The sequence below is a fragment of the Paracoccus acridae genome, from assembly GCF_014642735.1.
GTDB lineage: Bacteria > Pseudomonadota > Alphaproteobacteria > Rhodobacterales > Rhodobacteraceae > Paracoccus > Paracoccus acridae.
The window spans coordinates 1-25,713 of sequence record NZ_BMIV01000013.1; the positions used below are offsets into that span (position 1 = coordinate 1).

The following is a 25,713-nucleotide window of genomic DNA, read 5'->3' on the forward strand; positions in this document are numbered from 1 at the left end:
AGCGATAACCCAGCCGCCCCATCTCCAAGAATGTCTCCCGCCGCAACCAGCCTTCCCGGCCGCGTCGAGAATGCGTATCTAGAACACCAAGCCAGGAGTTGCAAGCACAAATTTCTTCCCGCCGACAATTATTTTCCGGTGGGCGTTCCGATGCCTTCGGAACAGGGCTTTCCGGCGAATTCCGGGCTGAACTGGAGCCGTGACAGTCTTCAGGACAACGGGATCTGCCCGGGAATGGGCCGCTGGCGCGATGGAAACCGTGCTTCGCCAGCTGACGCTGCTCATTCGGAATCATCCAGCCCGCGCGTGATCTGACACGCACAGGAAAGAAGCCGCAGGCTGACCTCACCGGCAACAACCGGCTATCGCCGGGTGATTCCTTCGATCGGCTGCGGCGGAACAGGGCGCGTCACAAGATAATTCCGGCGCTTCTCGTAGAAGGCGTTGCCGCCCGTCACGAGAACGTAATGCATGTTGTCATAAGGGAAACGGTGCCCTGCGGTATGGAAGAACATCGCATTGCCGATCAGGGGGTGACGCTCCCCGCGCAGGACGGACCGGGCGGCCTCGCGCACCTGCGGCGCCGTCTTGAGGTTCATCTTGCGCTTCATGACCCCCGGCGCGAACTGGTTCTTCTGGGCCACCACCCCGCAGACCGAACGGGGATACTGGCCGGATTGGACCCGGTTCATGACGACGCTGCCGACAGCGATCATGCCGTCCCGACTGGAACGATTCGATTCGAAATACATGGCCCGTTCCATGCACTCCTGCTCTGACATGCGGGAGCCGAAGCCGCAGCCCGACAGCACGAGCGCAGCCGCGGCCAGGGTCAAGCACACCCGCGCCTTCAAGTTGAGGTTCATATCACTGCCCTTGTTCTTCCTTGTCGCTTCCCGGGATGCTTCTGACCCTTGGGCGCCTTGATCATCATGCAAATCCGCCGCGAAACGGAAAGCCCTTCTAGAGCCCATCCGGCCAGGCTGCTTCTTTTCCCTCAACCAGCAAAGCGTTCTTGAAGATGCCGCAGCCTGAAATCTGCCCGATGTTTCCATTGGCCAAGGGCCGCCGAGACCCTCCTGCCTTTGCAGGAAACGGCAAGATCAGGCCAGGACAGATCCTTCAGCGAAGCTTGGACGCACACGCCCCGGCCTCGCGGATCATCGTATTCGGAACCGGCTTCCAGTCCTTCAGACGCGAAGCGCCATGCTTCTATTCTGGCACCTGCTGTCCCACAGTGGCCGACAGGGACGGCTCGGCGGGACCTTCGGTCGGGGGCGCCGCCTCTCCGGTCAGGCGCTCGGCCACTTCGGCCGCGAGGGTTTCAAGAAGCTCGCGCTCCTTGTCCTCGAGGTCGCGCACCTCGTCATGGATCAGGCACAAGGCGCCCAGAACCACCCCATCCGCCTGGCGCATCGGCGCGGCGGCAAGGGCACGGGCGGACCAGGCCCGCAGGACGGCATTCTCGGCAAGCAGCGGGTCGCGTTCGATGTCGGGAACGATCAAGGACCGTGCTTCCGCCAGCAGCAGGGAGGCCAGCGAGGCATCCTGCGGCAGCACCATGACCTTGGCCTGAGGGTCGATGCCCAGGCCGGGCAGTTCGCGGTTGGCCCCGATCAGCAGTTCCTGCCGAGGGCCGATGGCGATGATGGCGGCGGTCTTGACGTCGAACACATCGGCGGCCCGGATTGCCAGATCGTTCAGATCCTCGCGCAAGTCAGGATCGTCCAGAGGCACCTTCTTCAGGGTCTCGTTCCGGGCTTCGACCGCCTGGGGATCCTGGACGATCCCGACCGTCTTGTCCTCTGCGTTCCGCAACAGCAGCAGGATGCGGCGCGCCGCCTCGTTGATCGAGGCCACGACGGCATCCGCGCCAAGCATCTCGGCGCCGTGCCGGTCCAGTTCCTCCAGGGGCACGCCCCACAGGCCCAGCACGATCTTGAGCCGGGGCCAGCGTGCCCGAAGACGGCGGGTCAGGTTGCGGGCGGCGGCGTCGGGTTCGCTGCTGAAGAAGCTCAGCACCACGATCTCGACCCCTTCCAGTTCCAGCCCGGCGACATAGCGCGAAGTGGTGCTGCCATAGGCCCTGGATACCGCCGGCACCCCGTCCAGTTGCAGGCTGTGGACCAGCATCTCGCAAGCCTGGCGGTCGATTTCCCACTTGCCGGGAATGCAGGCGACGCGGGGCGCGGCGCCTTCGGGCAGGTCGGCGGGATGGTCCTCGCGGATCGCTTCCAGCAATTCGTCCATGCCGTTGGCGATCCGCAGCCTGTGTTCGGCGCGGGCGTTGTTGATATAGTCGATGCTGGCCTGGCACAGCACCTCCATCCCCTCGTCGTTATAGAACTGGGTGACGGATGTTTCCTCGATCGCATCCTCGGCGATGTCGATGGCGTCGTCGGGATCGTTGGCGATCAGCCGCTGATAGATGCGCGTGTGACGACTGAGGGCGGGACTGGATCCCAGAAGCGTTTCCAGGATCGACAGCTGCGGGATATAGCGGCCGACGACCAGCAGGCAGACGGTCAGCGGCGTGGACAGGACCAGCCCCACCGGCCCCCAGATCGCCGTCCAGAAGGTCGCGGCAGCGATCAGCGACAGCACCGAAAGCCCCGTGCTGGTGCCATAGAGCAGCGGCTCGATCACGTTGTTCGAGACAAGCTCCAGCACCAGGATCAGGCCTGCGGTCATCAGCACCATGTTCCATCCGGGATCGACCGCAAAGGCCAGGCTCAGCGGGAAGACCGCCGACAGGATCGGCCCGACATAGGGGATGAAGCGCATCACGGCGGCCAGCGTGCCCCACAGGATGAAGCCCGGCACCCCGATCAGCCAAAGCCCAAGGGCCATCGGGATCGCATAGGTGACGTTCACCACCAGTTGCATCAGCAGGTATTTCGAAATGCGCCTGCTTGCTTCCTCCAGGGCGTCGGTGGACCGGAACATGTTGCCGCCCAGCAGCCGCAACAGCCTGTCGCGCAGATCCCCCTGGTCCAGCAGGATCAGCACCACGAAGACCAGCACGATGCCGGCCGTGGCAAGGGGCGCAAGCAACGGCGACAGCCACAACAGCGCCGTTTCGAAGGGCGAAACCGGTTCGGGAATCACCCGCACCCGCTGGGGCGGGACTTCGTTCTCCTCGCCCCCGCCCACCACCTCGGCCACTTCCTTCTGCACGGTGTCCACGGTCTGCATCGCGCCTTCCAGGATGCCCGGTCCCTTCATCCGGGCGCCCAGATCCTCGATCTTGCTGCGGATGGTGGTCTGATAGGTCGGCAACTGCGCGCTGAGCGACCGCATCTGGATGCCCACAAGCGTGCCCACCGCGCCCAGCACGGTCAGCACCAGCACCATGGTCAGGACGACCGCCAGGATGCGCGACAAGCCCCGCCGCACCAGCCAGTGGACCACCGGCCCCAAGGCAAAGCTGATCAGGAAGGCGATGGCCAGCGGGATCAGCACCGCCTGTCCGTAATACAGGGCGGCGACGATGATGGCTGAGATCACAAGGCCCGCCGCAAGGCGCAGCAGATCGCCTTGCTGGGACTGGATCAGCGGCCCGCTGCCGCGTGGCGGAAGGGGCGGGATCACAGGGGCACCGATCGGATGAGGCCCAGAAAAAGAACAAAGCCTGTCCCCCGGATCGCGACATGGATTGGATCGCGCTTCTGGATTGGCCCTCCAAAGTCATGGATGACGGCCGAGGCATCGCAGCCCAGGTCGTCGCGCTTGGCATAGGTCGAGGCAAGAAGGTCGAGCACTTTGGGATCCTTCCAATGCCCTGCACAGCAGTTCCGCAACCAAACCTTCCGAAAGGAAGCAGAGTTCCGCACAACCCTGCACACCTTCCTTGCAGGCTGGATCCTTTGGGCACGGCAACAGGGTCATGTCGCCCAACATCCCCTGCCCCGGCATCCCGCCGGTGGCCGGGCCTTGTCTGAAGCGACGTCACGGCCACCCCCAGGCTGCCTGAAATTACGGTTCGAAGTTCTGGAACACTCTTGCCACTTTCGGGTTTACAGAGCTTGGCCCGCTCGCCTGCAGATGGCACGAGCAGCCAAATGCCAGACGCGGCCGACACCGGATCGGTTGCACCAGCAAGGGGGACATCATGGATCTGACCGTGAACGGACAGGCGCGCAACTTCGGGGGCGACCCTGACATGCCGCTGTTGTGGTATCTGCGCGATGAACTGGGCCTGACCGGCACCAAGTTCGGATGCGGCGCGGGCTATTGCGGCGCCTGTGTGGTCCATATCGACGGCGTGGCCAGCTTTTCCTGCGTTACCCCGATGACGGTGGCCGAGGGCGCCGAGGTCGTCACCATCGAGGGCCTGTCGCCCGATGCCAGCCATCCTGTCCAGGTTGCGTGGCGGGAATTGAACGTGGCGCAATGCGGCTATTGCCAGTCCGGCCAGATGATGCAGGCTGCGGCCCTGCTGGCCGAGACGCCCGATCCCACGGACGACGACATCGATGGCGTGATGACCCAGAACATCTGCCGTTGCGGCACCTATCCGCGCATCCGCGCCGCCATCAAGCGCGCCGCCGGGCAGGAGGCAGGGTGATGGCCGTCCTGGAAAACGTCAGCCGTCGTGCCGTTCTGCTGGGCATGGGCGCGGGCGCCTTGGTCCTGTCGCTTGGCCTGCCCACTGCCGCGCAGGAGGAACCGCTGAAGTTCGGGGCCGATGCCATGCCGCATGGCTGGCAGGACGATCCGCGCATCTTTGTCGCCATCGACCCCGATGGCACGGTCACGGTGACCGTGCACCGATCGGAAATGGGACAAGGGGTCCGCACCTCGATCGCCATGGCCGTGGCGGATGAACTGGACGCGGACTGGGCCCGCGTCCGCGTCGCACAGGCGCCGGGGGACGAGCCGACCTTCGGCAACCAGGACACCGACGGTTCGCGCAGCTTGCGCCACTTCTTCCATCCGATGCGCCGCGCAGGCGCCGCCGCCCGGCAGATGCTGCGAGAAGCGGCGGCGGCCGAATGGGGCGTGCCCGTGGACGAGGTCACGGCCGAGAACCACATCCTTGCCCATGCCGCATCCGGGCAGCAGGCGGGCTATGGCGACATGGCGACCCGCGCGGCGGGCGGCCAGGTTCCGGCCCGCGAAAGCCTGACGCTGAAATCGCCGGACCAGTTCCGCTATATCGGTCGCGACGACATCGGCCTGATCGACAATCCCGCCATCGTCACCGGCGGCACCGTCTATGGCATCGACGCCAAGGCCGACGGCATGCTGTTCGCGGTCATTGCCCGCCCGCCCGTCATCGGCGGTCGGGTCGCAAGCCATGACGCGACCGCCGCATTGGAGATGCCGGGCGTCGAGCGTGTCGTGGTGATCGACCCCCCGCCCCAGCCGTCCGAATTCCAGCCCCTTGGCGGGGTGGCCGTCATCGCCACCAACACCTGGGCAGCCATGCGCGGCCGCGAGGCATTGGTGATCGAATGGGACAACGGCGACCACGGCGCCTATGACAGCGAGGCGTTCCGGGGGGAACTGGAACAAGCCGCGCGCAGCACCGACGGCGCGGTCGTGCGCAACCAGGGCGACGCGCTGACCGCCCTGCAGGAAGCGCCCCGCAGGTCCGAGGCCGAATACTACATCCCCCATCTGGCGCAGGCGCCGATGGAGCCTCCGTCAGCCCTGGCGATGATCCGCGACGGCAAATGCGAGGTCTGGGCCTGCGTGCAGGCGCCGCAGGTCACGCGTGTGCGGGTGGCGGAAAAGCTGGGCCTCGATCCCAAGGACGTCACGGTGAACGTGACCCTGCTGGGGGGTGGTTTCGGGCGCAAGTCCAAGCCCGACTTCGTGCTGGAAGCAGCCGTTCTCAGCCGCGAAATGGACGGCAGGCCCGTCAAGGTCACCTGGACACGGGAAGACGACCTGCATCACAGCTTCTATCACACCGTCTCGGTCGAGCATCTGCAGGCCGGGCTGGACCAGGACGGCCGCCCCGTCGCCTGGCTTCACCGCACGGCGGCGCCGACCATCGGGTCGATCTTCGCGCCCGATCCCATGCAGAAGCTGCCTTTCGAACTGGGCATGGGGCTGACCAACATGCCCCTGGACATCCCCAATGTCCGGGCCGAGAACCCGCAGGCCCAGGCCCATACCCGGATCGGCTGGTATCGGTCCGTGTCCAACATCCCGCATGCCTTCGCGATCCAGTCCTTTATCGCGGAACTGGCGCACGAGGCGGGTCGCGATCACCGCGACTACCTGCTGGAGGTGATCGGACCCGCCCGCAAGATCGACCCGACCGAACAGGGCGATGTCTGGAACTATGGCGAGGATCCGGCGCGCTATCCCATCGACACGGGCCGCCTTCGCCGGGTGATCGAGACAGCCAGCGATGCCGCGGGATGGGGCAAGGAGATGCCGGCCCGCAGCGGCCTGGGCCTTGCCGCGCATTACAGCTTTGTCAGCTATGTCGCGGTGGCCGCCGAGGTCGAGGTGGGCGAGGACGGCAATGTGCGCGTTCCCGTCGTCCATATCGCCATCGACTGCGGCCCTCATGTGAACCCTGACCGGATCCGGTCGCAGATGGAGGGTGCCGTGATCATGGGCACCGGGCAGGCCCTGATGTCGCAGATCACCTTTGCCGAAGGACGGGCGCAGCAGGACAACTTCGACAGCTATCTGGTGCCCCGCATGGACAGCTCGCCGCGCGAAATCCACGTCCACCTGGTTGGCGGCGAGGATCCCGACCAACCCCTTGGCGGCGTCGGCGAACCCGGCCTGCCGCCCGTCACCCCCGCCATCGTCAACGCCATCTTTGCCGCCACGGGCCAGCGTATCCGCCGGTTGCCGGTCGGCAATCAACTGACCAGCTAGGAGAGAGCCATGATCCCCTTCCGGTCTGCCCTGACTGCCACGCTCCTGGCCCTTGCCGGGACAGCCGCTGCGGCCGATTGCGCGTCGCATCTGGACCTGATGGACGAGGTCCTGGACCAGGCATCGAGAGAGTCCATCGCCTCGTCATCGGGCGGGCAGGGCGTCGCCGGTGCCCGCGAGGCCCGGGCGATGACCGACACCGAGGCGCCGGGCAATGACGCGACCGCGACCGAGGCGGCGCAGGATCCCCAGCCCCCGCAAGCGCCGGGCCATGCCCCCCCGGCCGAGGCTGGCGATCAGGTGCAGCGGCTCCGCGCCTCGCTGGACGAGGCAAGGGCCCAGGCGGGCCAGGACGATGCGGCCTGCCGCGAGACGCTTGTGACAGCCCTGCGGGAGTTGGTGTCCGGGGAAGACAAGTCCGAAACCCCTTGAAGCCACCGGGGCTTGACCGCCGGCTTACGTCCCGGACTGTCCCGAAAGGGGCAGTCCGCCCGGTTTGTCCAGCGACGCTGATTCCTCAGCCTTCCTTCGCTGACCCGGACTGCCGAGGGTTCCAGCCTTCGCGACAGGCTCAGCCACCCCCCAGGGTGGTCAGAAGCAGCGCGCCCAATCCGACAAGGGCGCCCAAACCCGCAAGAAGGATCACGAGCCCGTCCCTTGCCATCAATCCCAAGCCCATCAGGGCGATGGCACCCATCGGGATCGAGGAGGCAAAGGGCAGAAGTTCCAGCGGCGGAACGGTCATGCACAGGAAAATGCAAAGCAGCGCAACGACGCGCAGGCCTGCCTTTCCCGAAAGCCAGGAAAGCCGCGGCCGCAGCACCCGGTCGATCCAGCCCGCCAGCCGTTCCAGCCAATCCATCCCCTTCTTGATGCGGTCGCCCTTCAGTGTCTGGCGCTCGAGAAATCCGGGAAGCCAAAGGTGATCGCGGCCAAAGAGAAGCTGGGCCGAGACAAGGGCAATCACAAGGGCGATCACCGTCGGAAGGCCGGGGATGCCGCCGATCGGGGTGATCTCGATCAGCGCGGGAATGGCTAGAAAGGGGCCGAAGCTGCGCTCGCCCAAGGCCTCGTGGATATCGTGGACGCTGACCTGATCCTGCTGCTCTCCAAGCTCGCGCAGGTCGCCCACAAGGTCGGAAAGATTGGTGTCTTTGCTGCTCATCCCGGCAAACGGGGCTGCGGCGCTGCCGGTTCCTGATGCGCGATTTCGAATGGCCAGCCACGAAGGTGCCGCAGGCTTCCCGGCAGCGATGTTTCCGACGACACGCGATGACCTTGTCATGAAGGACATTCATGGCGCGGATTCACCGGGTCAGCCGGCGTCGGCCTTGCGCCATATCGTGCGACGAGCCATGGCGAGATTGTCGTCCTTCCCGCCGCCTGATGGCGTTCCGGCAGCCCCCTGATTCCGTCGCGTGACGGTGCGGTCCCTTTGCGGAACGGAAGCAGGCCCATGGCGGTCCATCGCCAGAGAAACGCCACGACCCTCATGCTGCCGGCCTGCAATGCGATGACCGCACATGCGGCACGACGGCGATGTGCCGCCTGACTGCCGCCGCTTGAGCAAGCAGGGCAGGACGGCTAAGGACGAAGGATACGGCGGACGCGCCGTCCTGGCCTTTCGTGGTATCCTCTGACCTCGGGTGCATGATGACCGACACGTCCTTTCTTCATGAAGCCATTGATCTGGCGAAAGACAACCTGGCCGCGAAAGGCCGCCCGTTCGGCGCGGTCGTGGTCCGGGACGGCGCGATCATCGCCCGTGGCGTGAACAGGATGGATGCCGACAAGGATCCCACGGCGCATGCCGAACTGCTGGCGCTTCGTGCCGCCGGGGCGGCGACCGGAAGCACCCGGCTTGACGGCTGCACCGTTTATGCCAGCGGACAGCCCTGCCCCATGTGCCTGGCGGCAATGCGGCTTGCCGGCGTGACGCGGGTCGTCTTTGCCTATTCGAATGAGAACGGCGCGCCCTATGGGCTGTCCACGGCCCAGGTCGCGCAAGACCTGTCGGCGCCGCTGTCCCAGCAATCATGGGCCGAGATCACCCATCTTCCGCCGGAAGACAGCAACGACCCGGTGATCTACAAGACCTGGGCCGAACAGCGTGGTGGCAAGGCCTAACCCTTTGACAAAGGCGGGCCAGCCTTGATCCGCCGGATCCGATCCGGCGACGTCATCCCCGCGCCAGCTCCATCATCCGGATCACATGCTCGGGCCCCGCAGGCACGATCCCGGTGGGGTTGAGCGCCTTGATCGAGTAATATCCCGCCTTGATGTGGTCGAGGTTCACGGTTTCCGCCACGCCGGGCAGGCGCAGGATCCGTTCCTGATAGGCCGACAGGCGGGGATAATCCGCGATGCGGCGGATATTGGCCTTGAACAGCCCGTGATAGGCCGCGTCGAAGCGGATCAACGTCACGAACAGGCGAATGTCGGTTTCGGTCAATCGCTCGCCGAACAGGTAAGGGCCATCCAGCCGATCCTCCAGCCGGTCGAGCATCTCGAAGACGCCCGCCACCGCCTCGTCATAGGCGGCCTGCGAGGAGGCGAAGCCGGCCTTGTAGACGCCATTGTTCAGGCCGTCATAGATCTGGGCGTTCAGCGCGTCGATCCGGGGCGCCAGGTCGGCGGGATAAAGATCGGGCCTGTCCGGCACCAGACCGGCAAAGGCGCTGTTGAACATGCGCAGGATCTCGGCGCTTTCGTTGCTGACGGCGGTGTCGGTTCGTTCATCCCACAGCAAGGGCACCGTCGCGCGGCCGGTATAGTTGGCATCCGCGCGGGTATAGAGCTGGTGCAGATGCCCCGCCCCGTGCAGCGGGTCGGCATCCGCGCCGGGATGGCCGCCAAAGGCCCAGCCCTGGTCGGTCAGGACCGGGTTCACCACCGTCACGGCCACCAGATCCTCCAGCCCCTTCAGCTTGCGCGCGATCAACGTCCGCGACGCCCAGGGGCAGATCAGCGCCACATAAAGGCGATAACGCCCGGCCTCGGCCTTGAAGCCGCCCGTGCCGGTCGGGCCAGGGCTGCCATCGGGCGTGATCCAGTTGCGAAAGGACGACACCTGCCGCACGAAGCGCCCCTGGTCGTCCTTGGCCTGCACCGGGTGCCAATCCGTCGTCCATGTTCCGTTCACCAGCATGTCGTTCTCCGTCATCAAGGGGGAACCGCGCCGCAACGGGCGGCGCGGCCAAAAGGTTCAGGCGCGCTTCTGCGTGGGCGCCAAGGCATAGGGACCGTCACCCAGCAGGGCCAGCGCGGCCTGCACGACGGCCCACATCACCGGGTATTCCCAGCCGCCGCCCGCATTGGACCAGTTGAAGCCCGCGCTGCCATGCCCGAAGATCGCCGCGCCCAGCAGGACCGGCACAAAGGCGGCCGAGACCAGCCGCGCCTTCACGCCCAGGATCAGCGCCAGGCCGCCCAGGATCTCGAACAGCATGGTAAGATAGCCAAGCGCGCCCGGCAGGCCCAGTGATTCAAAGAAGCCCGCGGTTCCGGCGGGCGTGAAGACGAAAAGCTTGACCAGTCCGTGGACAAGGAACAGCGCACCCGTGGTGACGCGCAGTGCAAGGATGCCCATGGGGGCGGTCTTGTGGTCGATCATGGTGTTTCTCCTGACAAATGGCCGGCGGGAACGGTGGCCCTGTCCCGGCGCTGATCTCATGCAGCCAATATGCCATCGGCGACCTGCGGCAGAAATGGCGGTATTGGCGTATGATAATCGCCGCTTTGTTCCGAATGAGGTACGGGATGGATCTGGTTGATGGGATGCGGGTCTTCGTGTCGGCCGTCGAAACGGGTTCCTTCGCAGGGGCGGCGCGTCGGGTGGGGATCACGCCGAAGCTCGCCTCGAAATACATGGCCGAGCTTGAGGCGCGGATGGGAACGCAGCTTCTTCATCGCACCACCCGCCGCCTGGGTCTGACGCCCGCAGGCGAACGGCTGATGGCCCAGGCCCCTGCCTGGCTGGGCCTGCTGGACGAAATGACCGCCGACCTGCGCGATGCGCAGCGCGGCTTGTCGGGGACGATTCGCGTCTCGGCCGCGGTGACGCACGGGGAACTTGTGGTCGCACCTTTGTTGCGGCGCTTCCGGGCGGACCATCCCGACCTGGTCATCGACCTGCGCCTGTCGGATCGCTTCGTGGACCTCGTGGCGGACGGGGTCGATCTGGCCTTGCGCATCGGGCATCTGGAGGCCTCGTCCCTGATCGCGCGCAAGCTGGGCACGATGTCGCTGCTTGCGGTCGCCTCGCCGGGTTATCTGGACCGGCATGGCCATCCCGAAACACCGGGCGACCTGGCGGACCACCTTTGCATCTGCGACACCAACATGCGCGGCGATGGAAGCTGGCCGTTGAGGGACGGCAAGCAGGAACATCGCGTCCGGGTGGCCGGTGGCTTCCAGGTCAACAACGCGCGGATCGCCCGCGACCTGGCAGTGCGGGATGAGGGGATCGCGCTTTGTCCCGATTACGTTGTCAGGGATGATCTTGCCGAGGGTCGGCTGGTCCGCGTCCTGCCGCGCTTTCACGGCCCCTGCCTGGACATGCACGCGGTCTATCTGCCCCAACGCCGCCTGCCCCGGCGGACGCGGATCCTGCTGGAGTTTCTGGTGAAGTCCTTTGCCGAGGCGAAAGGCCCAGGTGCCGGGGCCTGATCCAGGCGGCTGGTGACCTGTGCCTGCGATCAGGGGGCGGCGGCTATCCCCATGACGAAGGAAGCAACCTTTCGCGGCCCCGGTCCGGTCACTGCCCGGAACCCTCGCCAAACGCCTCGCTGGTCCTGCGCGCCAGGTGCCTGCCCCCGGGATCGCCCATGGGTCGGCCGTTCAGGGCGATCGTTCGTCCCCGCAACAGGGTCCGGACAGGCCAGCCGGTGATCTCCATGCCTTCATAGGGCGTGTAGTCGCAGCCATGGTTCAGGTCGTCCTGGCGGATCGTCCGCGTCATCCGGGGATCCCACAGGGTCAGGTCCGCGTCGGCCCCCACCGCAACGCTGCCCTTTTGCGGATAAAGCCCGTAAAGCCGCGCGGGATTGGTCGAGGTCAGCGCAACGAAACGCTGAAGGCTGATGCGGCCTTTGACCACCCCTTCCGAAAACAGGATCGGCAGGCGCGTCTCGACGCCGGGGATGCCGTTCGGAACCCATCGGAAGGATGTCCGGGCGCGGGGATTGTCCTTGCTGGCCTCGCCGGCGAAGCGGAACGGACAATGGTCCGACGAGAAGATGTCGAAGGTCCCGTCGCGCAGCCCCTGCCAGATCGCCGCCTGGCTGTCGGCGTCGCGCGGCGGGGGCGAACAGACGTATTTCGCGCCCTCGAAATCCATGTTCAGGCCGCGCAGGTCGTCGGCGGTCAGGGCGATGTATTGGGGACAGGTTTCGGCATGGACTCGCAGGCCGCGTGCGCGGGCCCACTGGATCTGCTCCATCGGGTCGCGGCCCGAGACATGGACGATGACGATGGGCAGGTCGATCAGTTGCGCATGGCTGATGGCGCGGTGGGTCGCCTCTCGCTCGGCGATCTGGGCATGCGCCTGGCCGTGGTAAAAGGGCGCGGTGCGGCCCTCGGTCTCAAGCCTCCGGGTCAGATGCTTGATCGCGTCATGGCCTTCGGCATGGACCATCACCAAGGCCCGTTCGCGCCGCGCGACCTCGAACACGTCCAGCAGTTCGGCGTCGTTCAGCACCAGGTCGTCATAGGTCATGAAGACCTTGAACGAGGTATATCCGTCCCGCACCAGCGCGGGCAGTTCCTGTCCCAGCGCCTGCGGGGTCGGGGCGCTGACGATCAGGTGGAAGGAGACATCGGTATGGCAGTTTCCCTGGGCCTTGCGATGATAGTCCTCGACGCAGGACCGCAGGGACTGTCCCTTGATCTGCAGGGCGAAGGGCAAAACGGTCGTGTTCCCCCCGGCCGCCGCCGACCGGGTGCCGCTGGCAAAGCCGTCGGCCATAAGCGTGCCGTCCGACGTCGGCTGGTCCAGATGCACATGCGCGTCGATCCCGCCCGGCAGGACCAGAAGGCCGGTAGCGTCGATCCGGTCGGCCCCGGCAAGGCCCTCCCCGATCTGGACGATGCGGCCGTCCCTGATGCCGACATCCGCCGGAAAACTGTCGGCGGCCGTGACCACGGTCCCGCCCGAGATCACCAGATCCAGTTGGCTCATGCGGCTGCGTCCGCAAGGATCCGGGTCAGCGCGTCCGTCAGGCGGTCCACCTGTTCCACCGTGTTGTAATGGACCATCGACACGCGCAAGACGCCCCCGTCCCGATCCTGACCCAGGTGTTCGACCAGGCGGCGGGAATGGAAATCGCAAAGCGCATGGCGATGCTGTGATCGTCCATGGCCCGCGCCACCGCGCCCGAATCCACGCCGTCGAACTTGAAGGCGATCGTGGGCACGCGGGTGCTGTTCCGGTTCTGCGCCTCGCCGATGATGCGGCAGTCGTTGCGCCCCGACAGCCAGGCCAGCAGGCGGTCGGTCAGCGCGTCTTCCTGCGCGGTGATCAGACGGAACGCCGCTTCCAGCAGGGCGCGGTCGTCGCCGGTCGCGCCATGGTGCCGCGCAAGGTCGGTCAGGTATTCCAGGATGCCGTCGGTGGCATAGGCCGCTTCATAGCTGGGGTTGCCCGGCTCCAGCTTGGCCGTCACTTTGTCCTTGCCGTAGAAGTAATGGTAAAGCCCGTCCAGTTCGGCCAGCAGGTCGTATTTGCCATACATCAGCGCGCCATGCGGGCCATAGGCCTTGTAAAGGCTGAAGACATAGTAATCGACATCCCAGGCCCGCACGTCGATCAACCGGTGCGGCGCATAGGCCACCGCATCCACGCAGATCCGCGCGCCCCGGTCGTGGACGAAGCGGGCGAAATCCGCGACCGGATGAACCTTGCCAAGGATGTTCGACACATGCGTGACGCAGACCAGCCGGGTGCGGTCGGTCATCAGCGGCTCCAGGTCGGCCAGTTGCAGGTCCATCGTCTGCGCGTTCAGCGGCCAGACCTTGATGGTGACGCCGAATTCCTGAAGCCGCATCCAGGGGCCGATGTTGCTTTCGTGGTCGGCCATGGTGACGATCACCTCGTCGCCCGGCTGGAACTGGCGGCGCATGGCCTGCATCAGGTTGCCCATCAGCACCGTTGTCGAGGGGCCGAAGACGATCTCCTCGGGGCGGGCGGCGTTGACCAGGGTGGCGGCGGCGCGGCGGCCCGTCATCAGCGCCTCGGCTGCGGATTGCGACACGGCATAGCTGCCGCCGATCTGGACGTTGCGAAGGGTCAGGAACTCGACCATCCGGTCCAGGGCGGGCTTGGCGATCTGAGCGCCGCCAGCATTGTCGAAAAAGACCCAGTCGCTGGCAAGGCCGGGGAATTGCGCCTGCACATAGGCCATGTCCAATTCTGTCGTCATTCTTGTTTTTCCTTAGTGGTTCAGGACAGCGCCCAGAAAGTTGCGCGTGCGGGTTTCCTGCGGGTTCGACAAGACCTGCGACGGCGGGCCCTGCTCGACGATCTGGCCGCCGTCCATGAAGATCACCCGGTCGGCGACCTGGGATGCAAAGCCCATCTCGTGCGTGACGACGATCATGGTGACGCCCGTGCGGGCCAGGTCGCGCATGACGTCCAGAACCTCGCCCACCATCTCGGGGTCAAGGGCGCTTGTCGGTTCGTCGAACAACATCACCTGCGGCTCCATCGCCACCTTGCAGCCCTGACCAGCCGCGACCCCGAGGCGGCCTGCCGCAGGATGCAGGAGCATATCCGGAACACCGCCCGCTGTGCCGGGCACGACCTGTGAACGGTCCGGGACGCCGTGAAGGTCAGGCGGACCTTGCCTGTGGCGAAAGGACATGCGTCTTCGCCGGCATGTCGCAGGCGGGTTCCGGCGGCGCACCCATCACGGTGATCCGGCGCAAGGGCGTGGTCGCGTCGGCCTCTCGGAGCGCCTTGTCCACCTGGCGCCAGATGGCGTCGCGGCATTCTATCTCGCGGTCGAACCTGTCCAGCCAGTATCGCAGCGCGTAATGGACGCCGTCGGTGCCAATGGACTGGACGCGCACATCCGGCCGGGGCACCCGCTTGATCATCGGCGCCTGCAACAACGCTTCTTGCAGGATCTCAACGCCCCGTTCCGCGGGAATGGCGTGATCCAGGACCAGTTCCACCTGGGCGCGAAAGACCGAACTGGGCGCGCTGTAGTTCACGATCCGCTGCCGAGAGACCTGGCTGTTGGGAAGGATCACATAGGTCGAATCCCGCGTCAGAAGCCGGGTGGTGCGCCAGCCGATCTCGATCACGCGGCCGCGACCCAGGCCCTCCACATCGACCCAGTCACCGATGCGGAACGGCCCTTCCAGACCAAGCGCGATCCCCGACAGGGTATCCGCGACGACGTTCCGGATCGCAAATCCCATCAGCGCCAGCACCACCCCGGACCCGGCCAGGGCGCCGCCGGCGCCATGACCCAGCATCAGGATGACGCCCGACACGATGGCGATCAGGAACAGCAGCCCCGACACGAGGTCCTTCACCAGCTTCGGGATCGGCCTGCTGCGGGGTCGCAGGTTGCCCAGAAGCAGGCCCGAGATCCTGCTGAGCAGCCAGGCCAGCGACAGGTAGATGGCGAAATGCAACGCATTCCCGGCGTTTTCCGGGGGTTCGCCGATGCCCAGGCGCAGCCCGATGCCCGGCCCGCCAAGGCCAAGAACGACCAGGATCGCAAACAGCGCGGCCGGTGGAAGCAGCCGGCGGAGATGCTTCAAGACCGCCTCCTTGCATCGCGCAGCATGGCATGGCCATCCCCTTCCCCGTTCGAGGTCCGCAGCGCCCCCCCGCGCGGCGATGCTGCCGCCTGGGTCACGGCAACGAACTCGGTCCGGCACAGCGGGCAGCGCCCGGCGGCAGAACGGGGTATCCTTGCCTGGCAAGCAGAGCAGGTCGCGGGAAGAAGACGGCGGAACATCGGGTATCCTTTATGGTGAAGCTTTACGGTGGGACGGCGAACCCCGGATCATGCGGCCGCCAGCGGCAGGCCAAGCCGCAGCACCGTCAGGGCACCTTTCTGGCCCGTGCGCGTGGTCCAGCCGACACTGGTCCCGACAGGCAGGCCCAGAAGCGCGACCCCGATCGGGGTCAGCACCGAAATGGCGCCCTGGCTGATGTCGGCGTCCTCGGGCCAGGCCAGGGTGACGTCCTGTTCGCGGCCGGTGACATCGTTGCGATAGGTCAGCGCCGTTCCGATCGTGACCACCTCCGCGGGCATCTGCCTAGCGGGGACCACCTTGGCTGCGGCAAGCTTTGCCAGAAGCGGTTCAGCCACTTCCGGCAAGCCCGCATCGGCGGCGTCGGCAAGGGATTCAAGACGGCCGACATGATCGGCGTCGATGACCGCACGGATGCGGCGTGGGGATCGAGACATGGCAGTCTCCTTTCAGGTCATGAATGTGATTTCGTTTCAGTCGTTCAGGCTTGAACAAGGGTCCGCAGGATCCTGGACGGCCAGGACCGTGACCGTGCCCAGCACGTCCTCGCTGTCCAGAAGGGCCATGCCCTGTCCGACGCGCAAACCGATCAGCGTCACCCCCAGATAGGTGCCGACGGCCAGGCGGCTGCGGTCATGGTCGGGATAGGTCCAGTGATACAGCGTCCGGGTCTGCGGCTGCCCGGCCCCCAGGACGAAGCTGACGCGGGACGCCCCCGTCACGACACCGGAACCGACATCACGGGTGTTGACGACCTCGGCATCGGCCATCTTGGCACGGATCAGTTGCGCCAGCCGCAGGAACGGCGCGGTGCCGATTTCCTGAAAGCGGCGCCTGTGTTCGTTCAGCTGCCAATAATCGTATGTCCCCAGCCGGGCACGGATCGGCCTGAGCATGGAGATGTCGCGCAAGGCGGGCAGGTGGTTGTGCTGGCGGGCGATGAGCCCTGCTCCGTTCCGGAGCCGGTCCTGAGAAGTGTAGCGCATGATGATCCCGGTCGGGCCTGAGGCCCGGTTGACTGACACGGTGAAAGGAAATCGCGCCCGGGAAGAGGCGTCAGCGGTCGCCCGCCTCTGCCCGGGGCAGAGAGCGCGTCAGCAAAGACCCGGAATAGATCCGGAACCTCGCGATATGGGCAAAGATCATCATGTCCAAAAACCTAGGCTGGGCGGGCAGCGTTTGCAAGCCATGCGGCCGTGCCACCGTTTCAGGGCACAGCCGCATGGACCTTCTTTCTAGCGGGCCGATGCGATCCGGCCGGATCGCAGCACCTGCGCCGGACGCGGATCGTCGGCCAACAGATCGTCGGCCACCCGGCCGATCTCATGCCGCGCCAAGCCGATGTCATGGAGCAGCCGATCATCAAGGCCCTGGAGCGTCTGGATCGCGCGGCGCCTGTAAAGCGGGCGAAGCACAGCCCTGACCCGCTGTCGCAAGGAAGGGATGATCCCTGCGGTGCTTCCTGAGGAAAAAGGGATGCGCGCGGCAAACGGATCCCACGGTCCTGAATCATGTGGCATGACGGCCTCCTGCGTCATCGGGCCGCTGCAGGTCCGATCGACGGATCGTGCAACGACGATGCTGAACCCTGGGGCGGCTTGCGACCGGCACGCCTGCGCGCGGTCCCTTGGCTGCCCGAATGTGAAGAAGGATGTTCCAGGTCCCCGCAGTAGTGGCCGGATGCGACTCCGCCCCCTGCGGGGTCAGCCGCGGTTCAGCATCGGACCCTTGATGCTCGGCCGGCGCCGGTTATGGTTCAACATGATAGCCATGCTTCATAGATGGTGATCCGGGTCCTCAAAGTCAACTGCGTGCCCATGGCCGTCAGCGAGGGTCGTGTCCACGGCCCCCCTGTCACCATCCGTCGATCACCGGCGCCTCGACAGCACGGAATCCTTTCGACACGCGGCGGATTTCAGAGGCTGCCCTGATCAGATGTGTATCGACCGCCCGTCGGCTGGCCGCCGCGACGGGCAATCATCCGGCGGCGGGGTCTGGGAAGGTCACCGCGCGGCGATAAAGATGCCAGGTCGCATGGCCCAGGATCGGCAGCACCACGATCAGCCCGGCAAAGAACGGGATCATCCCCAGCAACAGCGCCCCGCAGACGATCATCCCCCAGGCGGCCGTGGCGCCCGGATTAGCCCTTGCCACCGCCAGCGAGGTCGCAAGCGCCATGGGGACGCCCACGGGCCGGTCGATCAGCATCGGGAAGGAGACCATGCCGATGGAAAGCACCAGGACGGCGAACAGAAAGCCTGTGGCGACCCCCAGGATCAGCATCTCTCGGCCCGCCTGGGTCGTCAGGCAGTCGCGCAGCAGGACCAGAAGGCTGTCATAGGTCTGCGGCCCCAGTGTCGCGGCCCAGATCGCATGGGCGGTGTTCAGCCACAGCACGAAGACCACCAGCAGAAGCAGGCCAAGCATCAGCACCGGCCCAAGCACCCGCCCGCCCAGGGCCGAGAGTGCGGCGCCCCAGTCGGCGGGCAAGCCCGCCTCGCGACGGCGGCTCATCTCGTAAAGGCCGACGGCGGCGGCAGGGCCGATCAGCGGAAAGCCCGCCACAAGGGGAAACAGCAGGTGGACCTGACCGGCGTTCAAGACCCAGACCGCCAGGATGAAGCCGATCACCGGATAAAGGGCCACCAGGAAGATCACGTCCGACCGCAATGCGGCAAAGTCGCGGGCACCTTCCCTCAGGGCCATGCGAAGATCGGCAAGTTCGATCCGGTTGACCTGTGGTCGTGCGATCTGATGGCCGCCGATCCCGTCGATGGCATGTCCCACGCCCCGCCCCATGCCGGCCAGCTTCTGCGCGCTCCAACTTACCGGGTTGCCGATGGTTCTTCCTGTCATGGCTGCATCCTCCCCGTGCAGGGGTCGGCCAGACCGAGGTATCCGCCGGTGGCCCGGCCTCTGCCCCGCTTTCCGGGCCGATCCGTCCTTGAGACGCCAGCATAGCAGATTTTGGTGATTCCCGCACGCGATGATTGCACCAGCCGAGGTGCAACCGTCATGGGCGCAGGCCGAGGACGCGGGCCTCCTCGCGGATCCGGATGCGCAGGATCAGAGCATTCAGGATCGTGAAGACGGCGGCCACCGGCCACAATCCCAGGACCATCGGCGCCACGATGATCTCGGCGATCACGACCATGTAGTTGGGATGCGAGACCCAGCGATAAGGGCCGCGCGCGACCAGCGGTTCGTCCAGGACGATGATGCGGGTGGTCCAGCGGGATCCCAGGCTGACAAGCACCCAAAGCCGCAGGACCTGCAGGACCGCGAAGGCCGCAAGCCAGCCCAGATGGATCGGGTTCGACCAGCCGAGGACCGCGATCGCCAGAAGCCAGGCCGCGTGCATCGCGACGATCAGCGGGTAATGCCCGGCGCCGTGTTCGACCGCCCCCCGCGCCAGAAGGCGGCGCGTGTTGCGGCGGGCGATGACCAGTTCCGCCCCCCGCTGCAGCAGCAGAAAGGCGATGAATGCCAAGGCGGGAAGGTGGGGGTCCATCTCAGGCCACCATGATCGGCAGGACCGAGAGCGTGAAGCCCGGTCCCAGCGCCATCGCCATCAGCTTCGGCGGCGGACTGTTGCGCAGCACGGCGGCCAGCACGAACAGCACGGTCGGCGCGGACATGTTGCCGTTCTGGGCCAGCACCCGGCGTTCGACATCCAGCGTCCCCGGCGCCAGATCCAGCGTCGCCTCAAGCGCGGTGATGACCTTGGCGCCGCCGGGGTGGCAGACATAGCGGTCCACGTCGCGGTCGGGGGCCAGCCTGTCCAGGGCCGCGCGCAGCTCGGCCTCGGCGAAGTTGGGGATCGAGCGGTCGAAGATCACGCCCAGGCCGGTTTCCTCGACCGTCCAGCCCATGATGCCCAGCGTGTCCGGCCACATGTGCTGCAGGCCCCGGCCGATCACGGGACTGCCGCCATCCGCGTCCACGCCCGCGCGCAGCACGACCGCCGCCGCGCCGTCGCCGAACAGCGCCGTGGCGATGATGTCGGCCTTAGCCAGCCGGTCCAGGCGGAACAGCAGGGTACAGGTCTCGACCGCGACCAGCAGGACCACCGCGCCGGGCCGCGCCGCCGCCAGGTCGGCTGCGACCGACAGCCCCGACACGCCCCCCGCGCAGCCCAGGCCGAAGACGGGCACCCGCGTGACATCGGCGCGAAAGCCCATGTCGCGGGCCACCAATGCCTCGAGCGTGGGTGTGACGATCCCGGTCGAGCATACGGTGACGATCACGTCCACCTGATCGGCCCGCAGCCGCGCCTGGTCCAGCGCCGCCCCGGCGGCCCGCCGGAACAGGTCGGCCGCGCCCGCCGCGAAGGCGGCCGTCCGATCCACCCAGCCATGCGGCTGGCGGAACCAGTCCAGCGGCACCACCGAATGGCGCCGGTCGATGCCCGCGTTGCGAAAGGCGGGCGCCAGGCGGTCGAATTGCGCAAAGCGCGATTGCAGCAGCGCGCGGGATTCGCGCAGGATGTCGTCCTGGTCCATGGGATGGGGGGGCACCGCCGTGGCGATGGACAGAAGCCGGGGCCGGGTGGCGGTCTGGTCTGCGGTCATGGGCGGCGGTTCCCGCGTGTTCGGATGGCGCTGATGGGCTTGGAACGGCCCGGCGGAGGTCCGCACCGTGACACGGACGGCACCCAACGCGCGAAACGCCCGAAACGGTACGCGCATCCTTATCTGCGCCCCATCGCGTTGTCCCGAACATCCAAGGCGCCCGGCATCCAGCCGCTGCGACCGGAAACCCGCGATTCCCGCGATCACGCCTGAAGGGGGGTGATGGTTCATGCCGCCGGCCGTCGGCTTCGCGCTGCGCGCAGACCGCAGGGGTCTGCCGCGCATCCGCCGTATCCGAGGGGGACCGCCCCGCCCTCAGCCCGCCGACAGCCAGGCGTTGAAGCGTTCCGTCAGCTCGGCCTCGTGATCGACCCAGAAGTCATAGGACGACCCCAGCGCGTTCTTCATGTTGTCGGGGTTGGTCGGCATGTTCGGGGCCATCTCGGTCTTGCCGTCCTGGTAAAGTCCGACCAGGGGCGCCGACGACTTGCGGGCAGGCCCATAGCTGATCCATCTGGCCTGATCCGCCAGCCTTTGCGTGCCGGTGGCGAAGGCGATGTATTCCAGGGCCGCGTCCTTGTTCGGGGCGCCCTTCGGAATGGCGAACAGGTTGTATTCATAAACCTGTCCGTCCCAGACGATGTCGAAGGGGCGTCCCTCGGACAGGGCGGCGTTGAAGATCCGGCCGTTATAGGCGGTGGACATCACCACCTCTCCGTCGGCCAGAAGCTGCGGCGCCTGCGCCCCGGTTTCCCACCAGACGACGTCGTTCCTGATGCCGTCCAGCTTGGCAAAGGCGCGATCGACGCCTTCGGGGGTAGACAGCAGGTCATAGACCTGGTCGGCCGGAACGCCGTCGCCCATCAGCGCCATTTCCAGCAGCGCCTTGGGTGCCTTCTTCAGGCCGCGCTTGCCGGGAAAGGCCGTGGTGTCGAAGAGGTCGGCGATGGTCGAAGGCGGGTTGTCCGGGAAGCGCGTGCGGTCATAGGCATAGACGGTCGAGAAGACGATCGAACCCACCGCGCAGTCGCTGAGACCCTGGGGAAGGAAATCCTCGGTCGCGGGCGTGCCATCGGGCGCGGGGGGCAGGATGGCGGGGTCGATCTCCTCCAGCAGGCCTTCATCGCAGAGGCGGATGGCGTCGGCATATTCGATGTCCACCACATCGATGGTGACATTGCCTGCCTCGACCTGGGCCTTGATGGGGATGGCGGGATTGTCGCTGTCCACGGAGGTGACGGTGATGCCGGTCTGGGCCGTGAAGGGCTTCTGGTAAGCCTCGACCTGGCTTTGGCTATAGGTGCCGCCCCAGGACATGACGGTGATCTGTTCCGCCATGCCTGCTGTCGCGACCAGCGCCAGTGCCGTGCCGAGGATGAGTGATGTCTTCATGATGCGTCCCCTGCTGGATGTGGATGTCATCAGCCTGGCCGGTCTTGGCCCAAGGCTGTCTTTTTCCCAAAGCGGAGCGTCCGAATGCACCTTCTGTCAAAGGAGCTTTCCTCATCGGGTGATGAGATACGCTCATGCCCGATCCGGTATCGTCCCATCGACCGGGCCGGGCCCGGCCACCTGGGACGATGCCGCGTCAGTCTTCCAAGGGCTGTCCCGCCGTTTCGCGGCAGGACAGCATGGCCATCAGGGCCACCACGGCCGCGGCCACCAGGAACCAGGCGGGGGCGGCCTTGCTGCCCGTGGCGGCGATCAGCCAGGTGGCGATAAAGGGCGCGGTGCCGCCGAACAGCGCATTGGCGGTGTTGAAGCTGAAGGCGAAGCCCGAATAGCGCACGCGCGTCGGAAAGATCTCGGTCAGGAAGCAGGGCAGCGTGCCGTCGTTGACGGTCAGCAGGGCGCCGAAGATGACCTGGATCAGGACGATCATGCCGAAACTTGCGCCGTCCAGCATCCCGAACAGCGGCACCGTCAGCAGGATGAACAGCACCGACGCGCTGATCAGCGCGGTCCTTCGCCCGAACCGATCCGACAGCGTGCCCATCAGGAAGATCAGGAAGATATAGGCGGTCAGCGCGATGCTGTTGGCCAAGAACGACGCGCTTTCGTCCATGCCCATCTCGGTGATCAGATAGGTCGGCATGTAGCTGAGGATCAGGTAGAAGCCGACCGCGTTGAGGCAGGTGACGGCGAAGGCCCGCACCATCGGCTTGCGATAGGTGGTGAACAGTTCGCGCGTGGGGGTGGCCTCGACATGGTGCCGGGCCTCCATCTCGCGGAACTTGGGCGTGTCCTCCAGCTTCAGCCGGATGTAAAGGCCGACAAGTCCCATCGGAAAGGCCAGCAGCAACGGCAGGCGCCAGCCCCAGGCTTGCAACTGTTCGGTGTCCAGGACCGAGAACAGCAGCGCCGAAATCAGCGATCCCGCCAGAAGCCCCGCAGCGGTGCTGGCGGGAACCATGCTGGTATAGAAGCCGCGCTTTTCGGGGGGCGCGTATTCCGCCAGGAACGACGCCGCGCCCGCATATTCGCCGGATGCGGAAAACCCCTGCACCATGCGCAGGACCAGAAGCAGGATCGGCGCGGCGATCCCGATCTGTGCGTATCCGGGAAGAAGCGCGATCAGGGTGGTCGCCCCCGACATGATCAGGATCGACCAGGACAGCGCCGTCTTGCGGCCGACACGGTCGCCGATGTTGCCCCAGACGATGCCGCCGACCGGGCGGATGACGAACGAGATCGCGAAGACCGCGAAGGTCGCCAGCAGCGCCGCCGAGGGCGCGATCTCGGGAAAAAAGACGACGGCGATCACCGTCGCGAAATAGCCATAGGACGCATAGTCGAACCATTCGACGAAATTGCCGATGAAGCTGGCGGTCAGGACCTTGCGCAGGACGGCCGGCCTGGCCTTGGCATCCGCACTGGTGTCAGGTCCCGCCGCGGCGGGCATGGTCATGGCGGTCATGGTCATGGTCTCCTCCCATGTGGACCGATGATGGCAGGTGTCATCGTTGCCGGCCCGACCCTCCCGGTGCGCCGACGGCTTTGGCGTCTTGCCGAAAGCGAAACCGGCGGGGTCTGCGCCCCGCCGGTCGTTGTCTCAGGCGGCCTTGGCCTTGCCCGCCTTCCTGACGATCAGGTGGTCGGGACCATAGGGGAAACCGGTGATGTTGCGGTTGCCGCCTTCCTCGATCACCAGGATGTCGTGTTCGCGGTATCCCCCGGCGCCCGGCCGGCCTTCGGGGATGGTGATCATCGGCTCCATGCTGACGACCATGCCGGGTTCCAGGACGGTGTCGCAATCCTCGCGCAGTTCCAGCCCCGCTTCGCGGCCGTAATAATGCGACAGCACGCCGAAGCTGTGGCCATAGCCGAAGCTGCGGTATTGCAGCAGATCCTGGGCGGCATACATCTCGTTCAGTTCGGCCGCGATGTCGGAACATTTCGCACCGGGCACCAGCAGTTCCTTGCCGCGGTCGTGGACCTGGCAGTTGAAGTCCCACAGGCGGATATGGTCGTCGCTGGCTTCCTCGGCGAACAGGGTACGTTCAAGCGCGACGTAATAGCCCGCGACCATCGGGAAGCAGTTCAGCGACAGGATGTCGCCGCGTCCGATCCGGCGCGAGGTGACCGGATTGTGGGCGCCGTCCGTGTTGATGCCCGACTGGAACCAGGTCCAGGTGTCCATCAGCTCGCCCTCGGGCCAGGACTTCGCGATCTCTCGCACCATGGTCGCGGTGGAATGCAGCGCCACCTCGTGTTCCGGCACCCCCACGGCGGTGGCCTCGACGCAGGCTGCGCCGCCGATGTCGGCGATGCGCGCCATTTCAGTGATATGGGCGATCTCCTCGGCCGACTTGATCATGCGCAGGCGCATGGCGGGGGCGGCGATGTCCACGAACTCGACGCCGGGGAATTCCGCCTTCAGCTGGGCCAGCAGGTCGATGTTGACGTGGTCGAACTCGATCCCGATCCGCCTGGCGCCGCCGATGACCTGGCGGATGGCGTGGAAATAGTTGTCCTTCTGCCAGTCGGTATAGGTCAGGTTCCGCCCCCCGAAGGTGCGCCGCCAGGGCTGGCCCCCGTCGATGCCCGCGCTGATCGACGTGGCGTGGTCATGATCGACGAAGAAGCCATAGCGCCGCCCGAACTGGCAGAACATGAAATCGGCATAATAGTTGATGTTGTGATAGGACGTGAACAATGCCGCGTCGATGGCGTTGCCGGCCATGTGCGCGCGGATCGCATCCAGCCGGCGCTGCATCTCGGCATCCGAGAAGGTGCTCCTTGCCTTGTCCCCGTTGCCGACAAAGTCCTGAAGTCTTTCGCGTTCGCTCATGGCATTCCTCCTTCCATGACATTTCCTGGAGGATGCGAGGAAGGTATGCAGCAGTCAAAGGACCATTTATAAAGCGGTGATTAGGTATTCTCATGTGAAGGCAGACGGATGACCCAACCTCCGCTGAATGCGCTTCGCGCCTTCGAGGCCGTGGCCCGGACGGGAAGCTTCCGCGCGGGGGCCGAGGATCTGTGCGTGACGCAATCGGCGATCAGCCACCAGATCAAGCACCTGGAAGACTGGCTGGGTGTGTCGCTGTTCGACCGCGGCGGGCGGACGCCACGGCTTTTGCCGCGCGGCATCGCCCTGGCCCGCGATCTCACGACGGCGTTCGACGGGATCGATGCGGCGTGCCGCAGGGCGCGGCCCGCATCCGCGGACGGGGCGGTGGTCGTGGCGGCGATCCCTTCCGTGGCGGTCTGCTGGCTGATCCCCCGGCTGCCCCGGTTCCGGGCCCTGCATCCCGATGTGCAGTTGCGCGTGATCTATGCCCATCATGGCCACGAGATCGACTTCACGGCCACCGACGTGGCGTTCACCTTTGCCGATACCCGTCCCGTGGCCGAGGGCATCCTGGCCGAACCGTTCCTCTCCGGGCGCAGCGTTCCCGTCGCCAGCCCCGCCCTGGTCGGGACCGATCCCGTCACCCTGTCCTCCGAATGGCTGCTGGGGGTCGGGCTGCTGCACGACAGCGACCTGTCCGGCTGGAAGACATGGCTGGCGCGTTCATCGACGGTGGTCCCCGACCGCCTGCCAGGAGCCATCTTCGAGGATTTCAACCTGCTGCGTGCCGCCGCCTTGGCCGGTCAGGGGGTGGCGCTCTGTTCTCTTGCCATGGTCGGGCCGGACCTGAAGGAAGGGCGGCTGGTGCAACTGTCCGAAAGCTCGGTTCTGGATGAATTCGACTATTACCTGATCCAGTCCAACCTGACGCCCCGCGATGCGGGCAGGCGGCGGGCACGCGAAGCCTTTCTGGCCTGGATAGGACAGGAACAGGCGGGCAGTTCGGTTCCTTAG

At 66.1% G+C, this 25,713-nt stretch carries 26 protein-coding genes; 7 read left to right on the top strand and 19 right to left on the bottom strand.

Features of this window, described 5'->3' with window-relative positions:
- Nucleotides 1-315, top strand: a 315-nt coding sequence (locus IEX25_RS20140; protein ID WP_229665292.1) for a hypothetical protein, incomplete at its 5' end; no start/stop codon positions are given.
- Between the two features lie 47 nt (nucleotides 316-362).
- Here IEX25_RS20140 and IEX25_RS15305 read toward each other — a convergent pair.
- From IEX25_RS15305 to IEX25_RS15315, 3 genes are all read right to left on the bottom strand, one after another.
- Complete coding sequence (locus tag IEX25_RS15305) at nucleotides 363-866, bottom strand: cell wall hydrolase (RefSeq protein WP_188716187.1); 504 nt, start codon at nucleotides 864-866, stop codon at nucleotides 363-365.
- 346 nt (nucleotides 867-1,212) lie between these two features.
- Nucleotides 1,213-3,591, bottom strand: a complete 2,379-nt coding sequence (locus tag IEX25_RS15310; protein WP_188716108.1) for an AI-2E family transporter — start codon at nucleotides 3,589-3,591, stop codon at nucleotides 1,213-1,215.
- Nucleotides 3,588-3,761, bottom strand: a complete 174-nt coding sequence (locus tag IEX25_RS15315; protein ID WP_188716111.1) for a hypothetical protein — start codon at nucleotides 3,759-3,761, stop codon at nucleotides 3,588-3,590. Before IEX25_RS15315 ends, IEX25_RS15310 begins: the two co-directional genes overlap by 4 nt.
- A 350-nt stretch (nucleotides 3,762-4,111) precedes the next feature.
- Between IEX25_RS15315 and IEX25_RS15320 the strand changes: the two genes are divergently transcribed.
- From IEX25_RS15320 to IEX25_RS15330, 3 genes are read left to right on the top strand one after another with little or no spacing between them, the layout of a single operon-like run.
- Nucleotides 4,112-4,567, top strand: a complete 456-nt coding sequence (locus IEX25_RS15320; protein WP_308421447.1) for a (2Fe-2S)-binding protein — start codon at nucleotides 4,112-4,114, stop codon at nucleotides 4,565-4,567.
- The gene (locus tag IEX25_RS15325; protein ID WP_188716113.1) at nucleotides 4,567-6,846 is read left to right on the top strand and encodes a xanthine dehydrogenase family protein molybdopterin-binding subunit; all 2,280 of its coding nucleotides are present in this window, start codon (nucleotides 4,567-4,569) and stop codon (nucleotides 6,844-6,846) included. The genes IEX25_RS15320 and IEX25_RS15325 overlap by 1 nt, the downstream gene beginning before the upstream one ends.
- Before the next feature lie 9 nt (nucleotides 6,847-6,855).
- On the top strand, nucleotides 6,856-7,278 hold the full coding sequence (locus IEX25_RS15330) for a hypothetical protein (protein ID WP_188716115.1): 423 nt from the start codon (nucleotides 6,856-6,858) through the stop codon (nucleotides 7,276-7,278).
- A 139-nt stretch (nucleotides 7,279-7,417) separates the two neighbouring features.
- Here the strand turns inward: IEX25_RS15330 and IEX25_RS15335 are convergent, their stop codons facing one another.
- A complete protein-coding gene (locus IEX25_RS15335) occupies nucleotides 7,418-8,011 on the bottom strand; it encodes an exopolysaccharide biosynthesis protein (protein WP_188716116.1) in 594 nt (197 codons plus the stop codon).
- 488 nt (nucleotides 8,012-8,499) lie between these two features.
- Here IEX25_RS15335 and IEX25_RS15340 point away from each other — a divergent pair, with 488 nt between their 5' ends.
- Nucleotides 8,500-8,973, top strand: a complete 474-nt coding sequence (locus IEX25_RS15340; RefSeq protein WP_188716117.1) for a nucleoside deaminase — start codon at nucleotides 8,500-8,502, stop codon at nucleotides 8,971-8,973.
- Nucleotides 8,974-9,025: 52 nt separating this feature from the next.
- Here the strand turns inward: IEX25_RS15340 and IEX25_RS15345 are convergent, their stop codons facing one another.
- Entirely contained in the window at nucleotides 9,026-9,994 is a 969-nt protein-coding gene (locus IEX25_RS15345; protein ID WP_188716190.1) for a glutathione S-transferase family protein, read from the bottom strand.
- Nucleotides 9,995-10,051: 57 nt separating this feature from the next.
- The gene (locus tag IEX25_RS15350) at nucleotides 10,052-10,459 is read right to left on the bottom strand and encodes a DoxX family protein (protein WP_103173807.1); all 408 of its coding nucleotides are present in this window, start codon (nucleotides 10,457-10,459) and stop codon (nucleotides 10,052-10,054) included.
- Between the two features lie 146 nt (nucleotides 10,460-10,605).
- On the opposite strand from IEX25_RS15350, the gene IEX25_RS15355 reads away from it, so the two are divergent.
- Nucleotides 10,606-11,514: a LysR family transcriptional regulator gene (locus IEX25_RS15355; protein WP_188716118.1), complete on the top strand. Its 909-nt coding sequence runs from the start codon at nucleotides 10,606-10,608 to the stop codon at nucleotides 11,512-11,514.
- Between the two features lie 88 nt (nucleotides 11,515-11,602).
- Here the strand turns inward: IEX25_RS15355 and hydA are convergent, their stop codons facing one another.
- From hydA to IEX25_RS15420, 13 genes are all read right to left on the bottom strand, one after another.
- Nucleotides 11,603-13,024, bottom strand: a complete 1,422-nt coding sequence (hydA, locus tag IEX25_RS15360; protein WP_188716119.1) for a dihydropyrimidinase — start codon at nucleotides 13,022-13,024, stop codon at nucleotides 11,603-11,605.
- 37 nt (nucleotides 13,025-13,061) lie between these two features.
- Nucleotides 13,062-14,264: an aminotransferase class V-fold PLP-dependent enzyme gene (locus IEX25_RS15365; protein ID WP_229665294.1), complete on the bottom strand. Its 1,203-nt coding sequence runs from the start codon at nucleotides 14,262-14,264 to the stop codon at nucleotides 13,062-13,064.
- Between the two features lie 12 nt (nucleotides 14,265-14,276).
- Nucleotides 14,277-14,612 carry an AAA family ATPase gene (locus tag IEX25_RS15370; protein WP_370463876.1) on the bottom strand — a complete coding sequence of 112 codons (336 nt, stop codon included), beginning with the start codon at nucleotides 14,610-14,612 and terminating at the stop codon, nucleotides 14,277-14,279.
- Nucleotides 14,613-14,673: 61 nt separating this feature from the next.
- On the bottom strand, nucleotides 14,674-15,615 hold the full coding sequence (locus IEX25_RS15375; protein WP_229665296.1) for a mechanosensitive ion channel family protein: 942 nt from the start codon (nucleotides 15,613-15,615) through the stop codon (nucleotides 14,674-14,676).
- Between the two features lie 248 nt (nucleotides 15,616-15,863).
- Nucleotides 15,864-16,271 carry a nucleoside diphosphate kinase regulator gene (gene rnk, locus IEX25_RS15380; protein ID WP_103173815.1) on the bottom strand — a complete coding sequence of 136 codons (408 nt, stop codon included), beginning with the start codon at nucleotides 16,269-16,271 and terminating at the stop codon, nucleotides 15,864-15,866.
- A 36-nt stretch (nucleotides 16,272-16,307) separates the two neighbouring features.
- A complete protein-coding gene (locus IEX25_RS15385) occupies nucleotides 16,308-16,820 on the bottom strand; it encodes a GreA/GreB family elongation factor (protein WP_188716120.1) in 513 nt (170 codons plus the stop codon).
- A 249-nt stretch (nucleotides 16,821-17,069) separates the two neighbouring features.
- Nucleotides 17,070-17,372, bottom strand: coding sequence for a DUF1127 domain-containing protein (locus tag IEX25_RS15390; RefSeq protein WP_188716121.1), 303 nt, complete (start codon nucleotides 17,370-17,372; stop codon nucleotides 17,070-17,072).
- 439 nt (nucleotides 17,373-17,811) lie between these two features.
- Nucleotides 17,812-18,690 carry a DUF2189 domain-containing protein gene (locus tag IEX25_RS15395; protein WP_188716123.1) on the bottom strand — a complete coding sequence of 293 codons (879 nt, stop codon included), beginning with the start codon at nucleotides 18,688-18,690 and terminating at the stop codon, nucleotides 17,812-17,814.
- A gap of 157 nt (nucleotides 18,691-18,847) precedes the next feature.
- Nucleotides 18,848-19,345, bottom strand: a complete 498-nt coding sequence (locus IEX25_RS15400; RefSeq protein ID WP_103173819.1) for an isoprenylcysteine carboxyl methyltransferase family protein — start codon at nucleotides 19,343-19,345, stop codon at nucleotides 18,848-18,850.
- Between the two features lies 1 nt (nucleotide 19,346).
- Entirely contained in the window at nucleotides 19,347-20,405 is a 1,059-nt protein-coding gene (locus tag IEX25_RS15405; RefSeq protein WP_188716125.1) for a type III polyketide synthase, read from the bottom strand.
- Nucleotides 20,406-20,720: 315 nt separating this feature from the next.
- Nucleotides 20,721-21,797 carry an ABC transporter substrate-binding protein gene (locus tag IEX25_RS15410; protein ID WP_188716127.1) on the bottom strand — a complete coding sequence of 359 codons (1,077 nt, stop codon included), beginning with the start codon at nucleotides 21,795-21,797 and terminating at the stop codon, nucleotides 20,721-20,723.
- Nucleotides 21,798-21,993: 196 nt separating this feature from the next.
- Complete coding sequence (locus IEX25_RS15415) at nucleotides 21,994-23,328, bottom strand: MFS transporter (protein ID WP_188716129.1); 1,335 nt, start codon at nucleotides 23,326-23,328, stop codon at nucleotides 21,994-21,996.
- 129 nt (nucleotides 23,329-23,457) lie between these two features.
- The gene (locus tag IEX25_RS15420; RefSeq protein ID WP_188716131.1) at nucleotides 23,458-24,696 is read right to left on the bottom strand and encodes an aminopeptidase P family protein; all 1,239 of its coding nucleotides are present in this window, start codon (nucleotides 24,694-24,696) and stop codon (nucleotides 23,458-23,460) included.
- Between the two features lie 108 nt (nucleotides 24,697-24,804).
- Here IEX25_RS15420 and IEX25_RS15425 point away from each other — a divergent pair, with 108 nt between their 5' ends.
- A complete protein-coding gene (locus tag IEX25_RS15425) occupies nucleotides 24,805-25,713 on the top strand; it encodes a LysR family transcriptional regulator (protein ID WP_188716133.1) in 909 nt (302 codons plus the stop codon).

Coding starts and splice junctions, on each gene's coding strand:
- IEX25_RS15355 (WP_188716118.1), top strand. CDS start 10,606: ATGGATCTGGTTGATGGGATGCGGGTCTTCGTGTCGGCCGTCGAAACG.
- IEX25_RS15395 (WP_188716123.1), bottom strand. CDS start 18,690: ATGACAGGAAGAACCATCGGCAACCCGGTAAGTTGGAGCGCGCAGAAG.
- IEX25_RS15405 (WP_188716125.1), bottom strand. CDS start 20,405: ATGACCGCAGACCAGACCGCCACCCGGCCCCGGCTTCTGTCCATCGCC.
- IEX25_RS15390 (WP_188716121.1), bottom strand. CDS start 17,372: ATGACGCAGGAGGCCGTCATGCCACATGATTCAGGACCGTGGGATCCG.
- IEX25_RS15335 (WP_188716116.1), bottom strand. CDS start 8,011: ATGAGCAGCAAAGACACCAATCTTTCCGACCTTGTGGGCGACCTGCGC.
- hydA (WP_188716119.1), bottom strand. CDS start 13,024: ATGAGCCAACTGGATCTGGTGATCTCGGGCGGGACCGTGGTCACGGCC.
- IEX25_RS15365 (WP_229665294.1), bottom strand. CDS start 14,264: ATGACGACAGAATTGGACATGGCCTATGTGCAGGCGCAATTCCCCGGC.
- IEX25_RS15415 (WP_188716129.1), bottom strand. CDS start 23,328: ATGACCATGACCGCCATGACCATGCCCGCCGCGGCGGGACCTGACACC.
- IEX25_RS15320 (WP_308421447.1), top strand. CDS start 4,112: ATGGATCTGACCGTGAACGGACAGGCGCGCAACTTCGGGGGCGACCCT.
- IEX25_RS15385 (WP_188716120.1), bottom strand. CDS start 16,820: ATGCGCTACACTTCTCAGGACCGGCTCCGGAACGGAGCAGGGCTCATC.
- IEX25_RS15330 (WP_188716115.1), top strand. CDS start 6,856: ATGATCCCCTTCCGGTCTGCCCTGACTGCCACGCTCCTGGCCCTTGCC.
- IEX25_RS15340 (WP_188716117.1), top strand. CDS start 8,500: ATGACCGACACGTCCTTTCTTCATGAAGCCATTGATCTGGCGAAAGAC.
- IEX25_RS15325 (WP_188716113.1), top strand. CDS start 4,567: ATGGCCGTCCTGGAAAACGTCAGCCGTCGTGCCGTTCTGCTGGGCATG.
- IEX25_RS15425 (WP_188716133.1), top strand. CDS start 24,805: ATGACCCAACCTCCGCTGAATGCGCTTCGCGCCTTCGAGGCCGTGGCC.
- IEX25_RS15410 (WP_188716127.1), bottom strand. CDS start 21,797: ATGAAGACATCACTCATCCTCGGCACGGCACTGGCGCTGGTCGCGACA.
- IEX25_RS15305 (WP_188716187.1), bottom strand. CDS start 866: ATGAACCTCAACTTGAAGGCGCGGGTGTGCTTGACCCTGGCCGCGGCT.
- IEX25_RS15345 (WP_188716190.1), bottom strand. CDS start 9,994: ATGCTGGTGAACGGAACATGGACGACGGATTGGCACCCGGTGCAGGCC.
- IEX25_RS15350 (WP_103173807.1), bottom strand. CDS start 10,459: ATGATCGACCACAAGACCGCCCCCATGGGCATCCTTGCACTGCGCGTC.
- IEX25_RS15420 (WP_188716131.1), bottom strand. CDS start 24,696: ATGAGCGAACGCGAAAGACTTCAGGACTTTGTCGGCAACGGGGACAAG.
- IEX25_RS15400 (WP_103173819.1), bottom strand. CDS start 19,345: ATGGACCCCCACCTTCCCGCCTTGGCATTCATCGCCTTTCTGCTGCTG.
- IEX25_RS15370 (WP_370463876.1), bottom strand. CDS start 14,612: ATGCTCCTGCATCCTGCGGCAGGCCGCCTCGGGGTCGCGGCTGGTCAG.
- rnk (WP_103173815.1), bottom strand. CDS start 16,271: ATGTCTCGATCCCCACGCCGCATCCGTGCGGTCATCGACGCCGATCAT.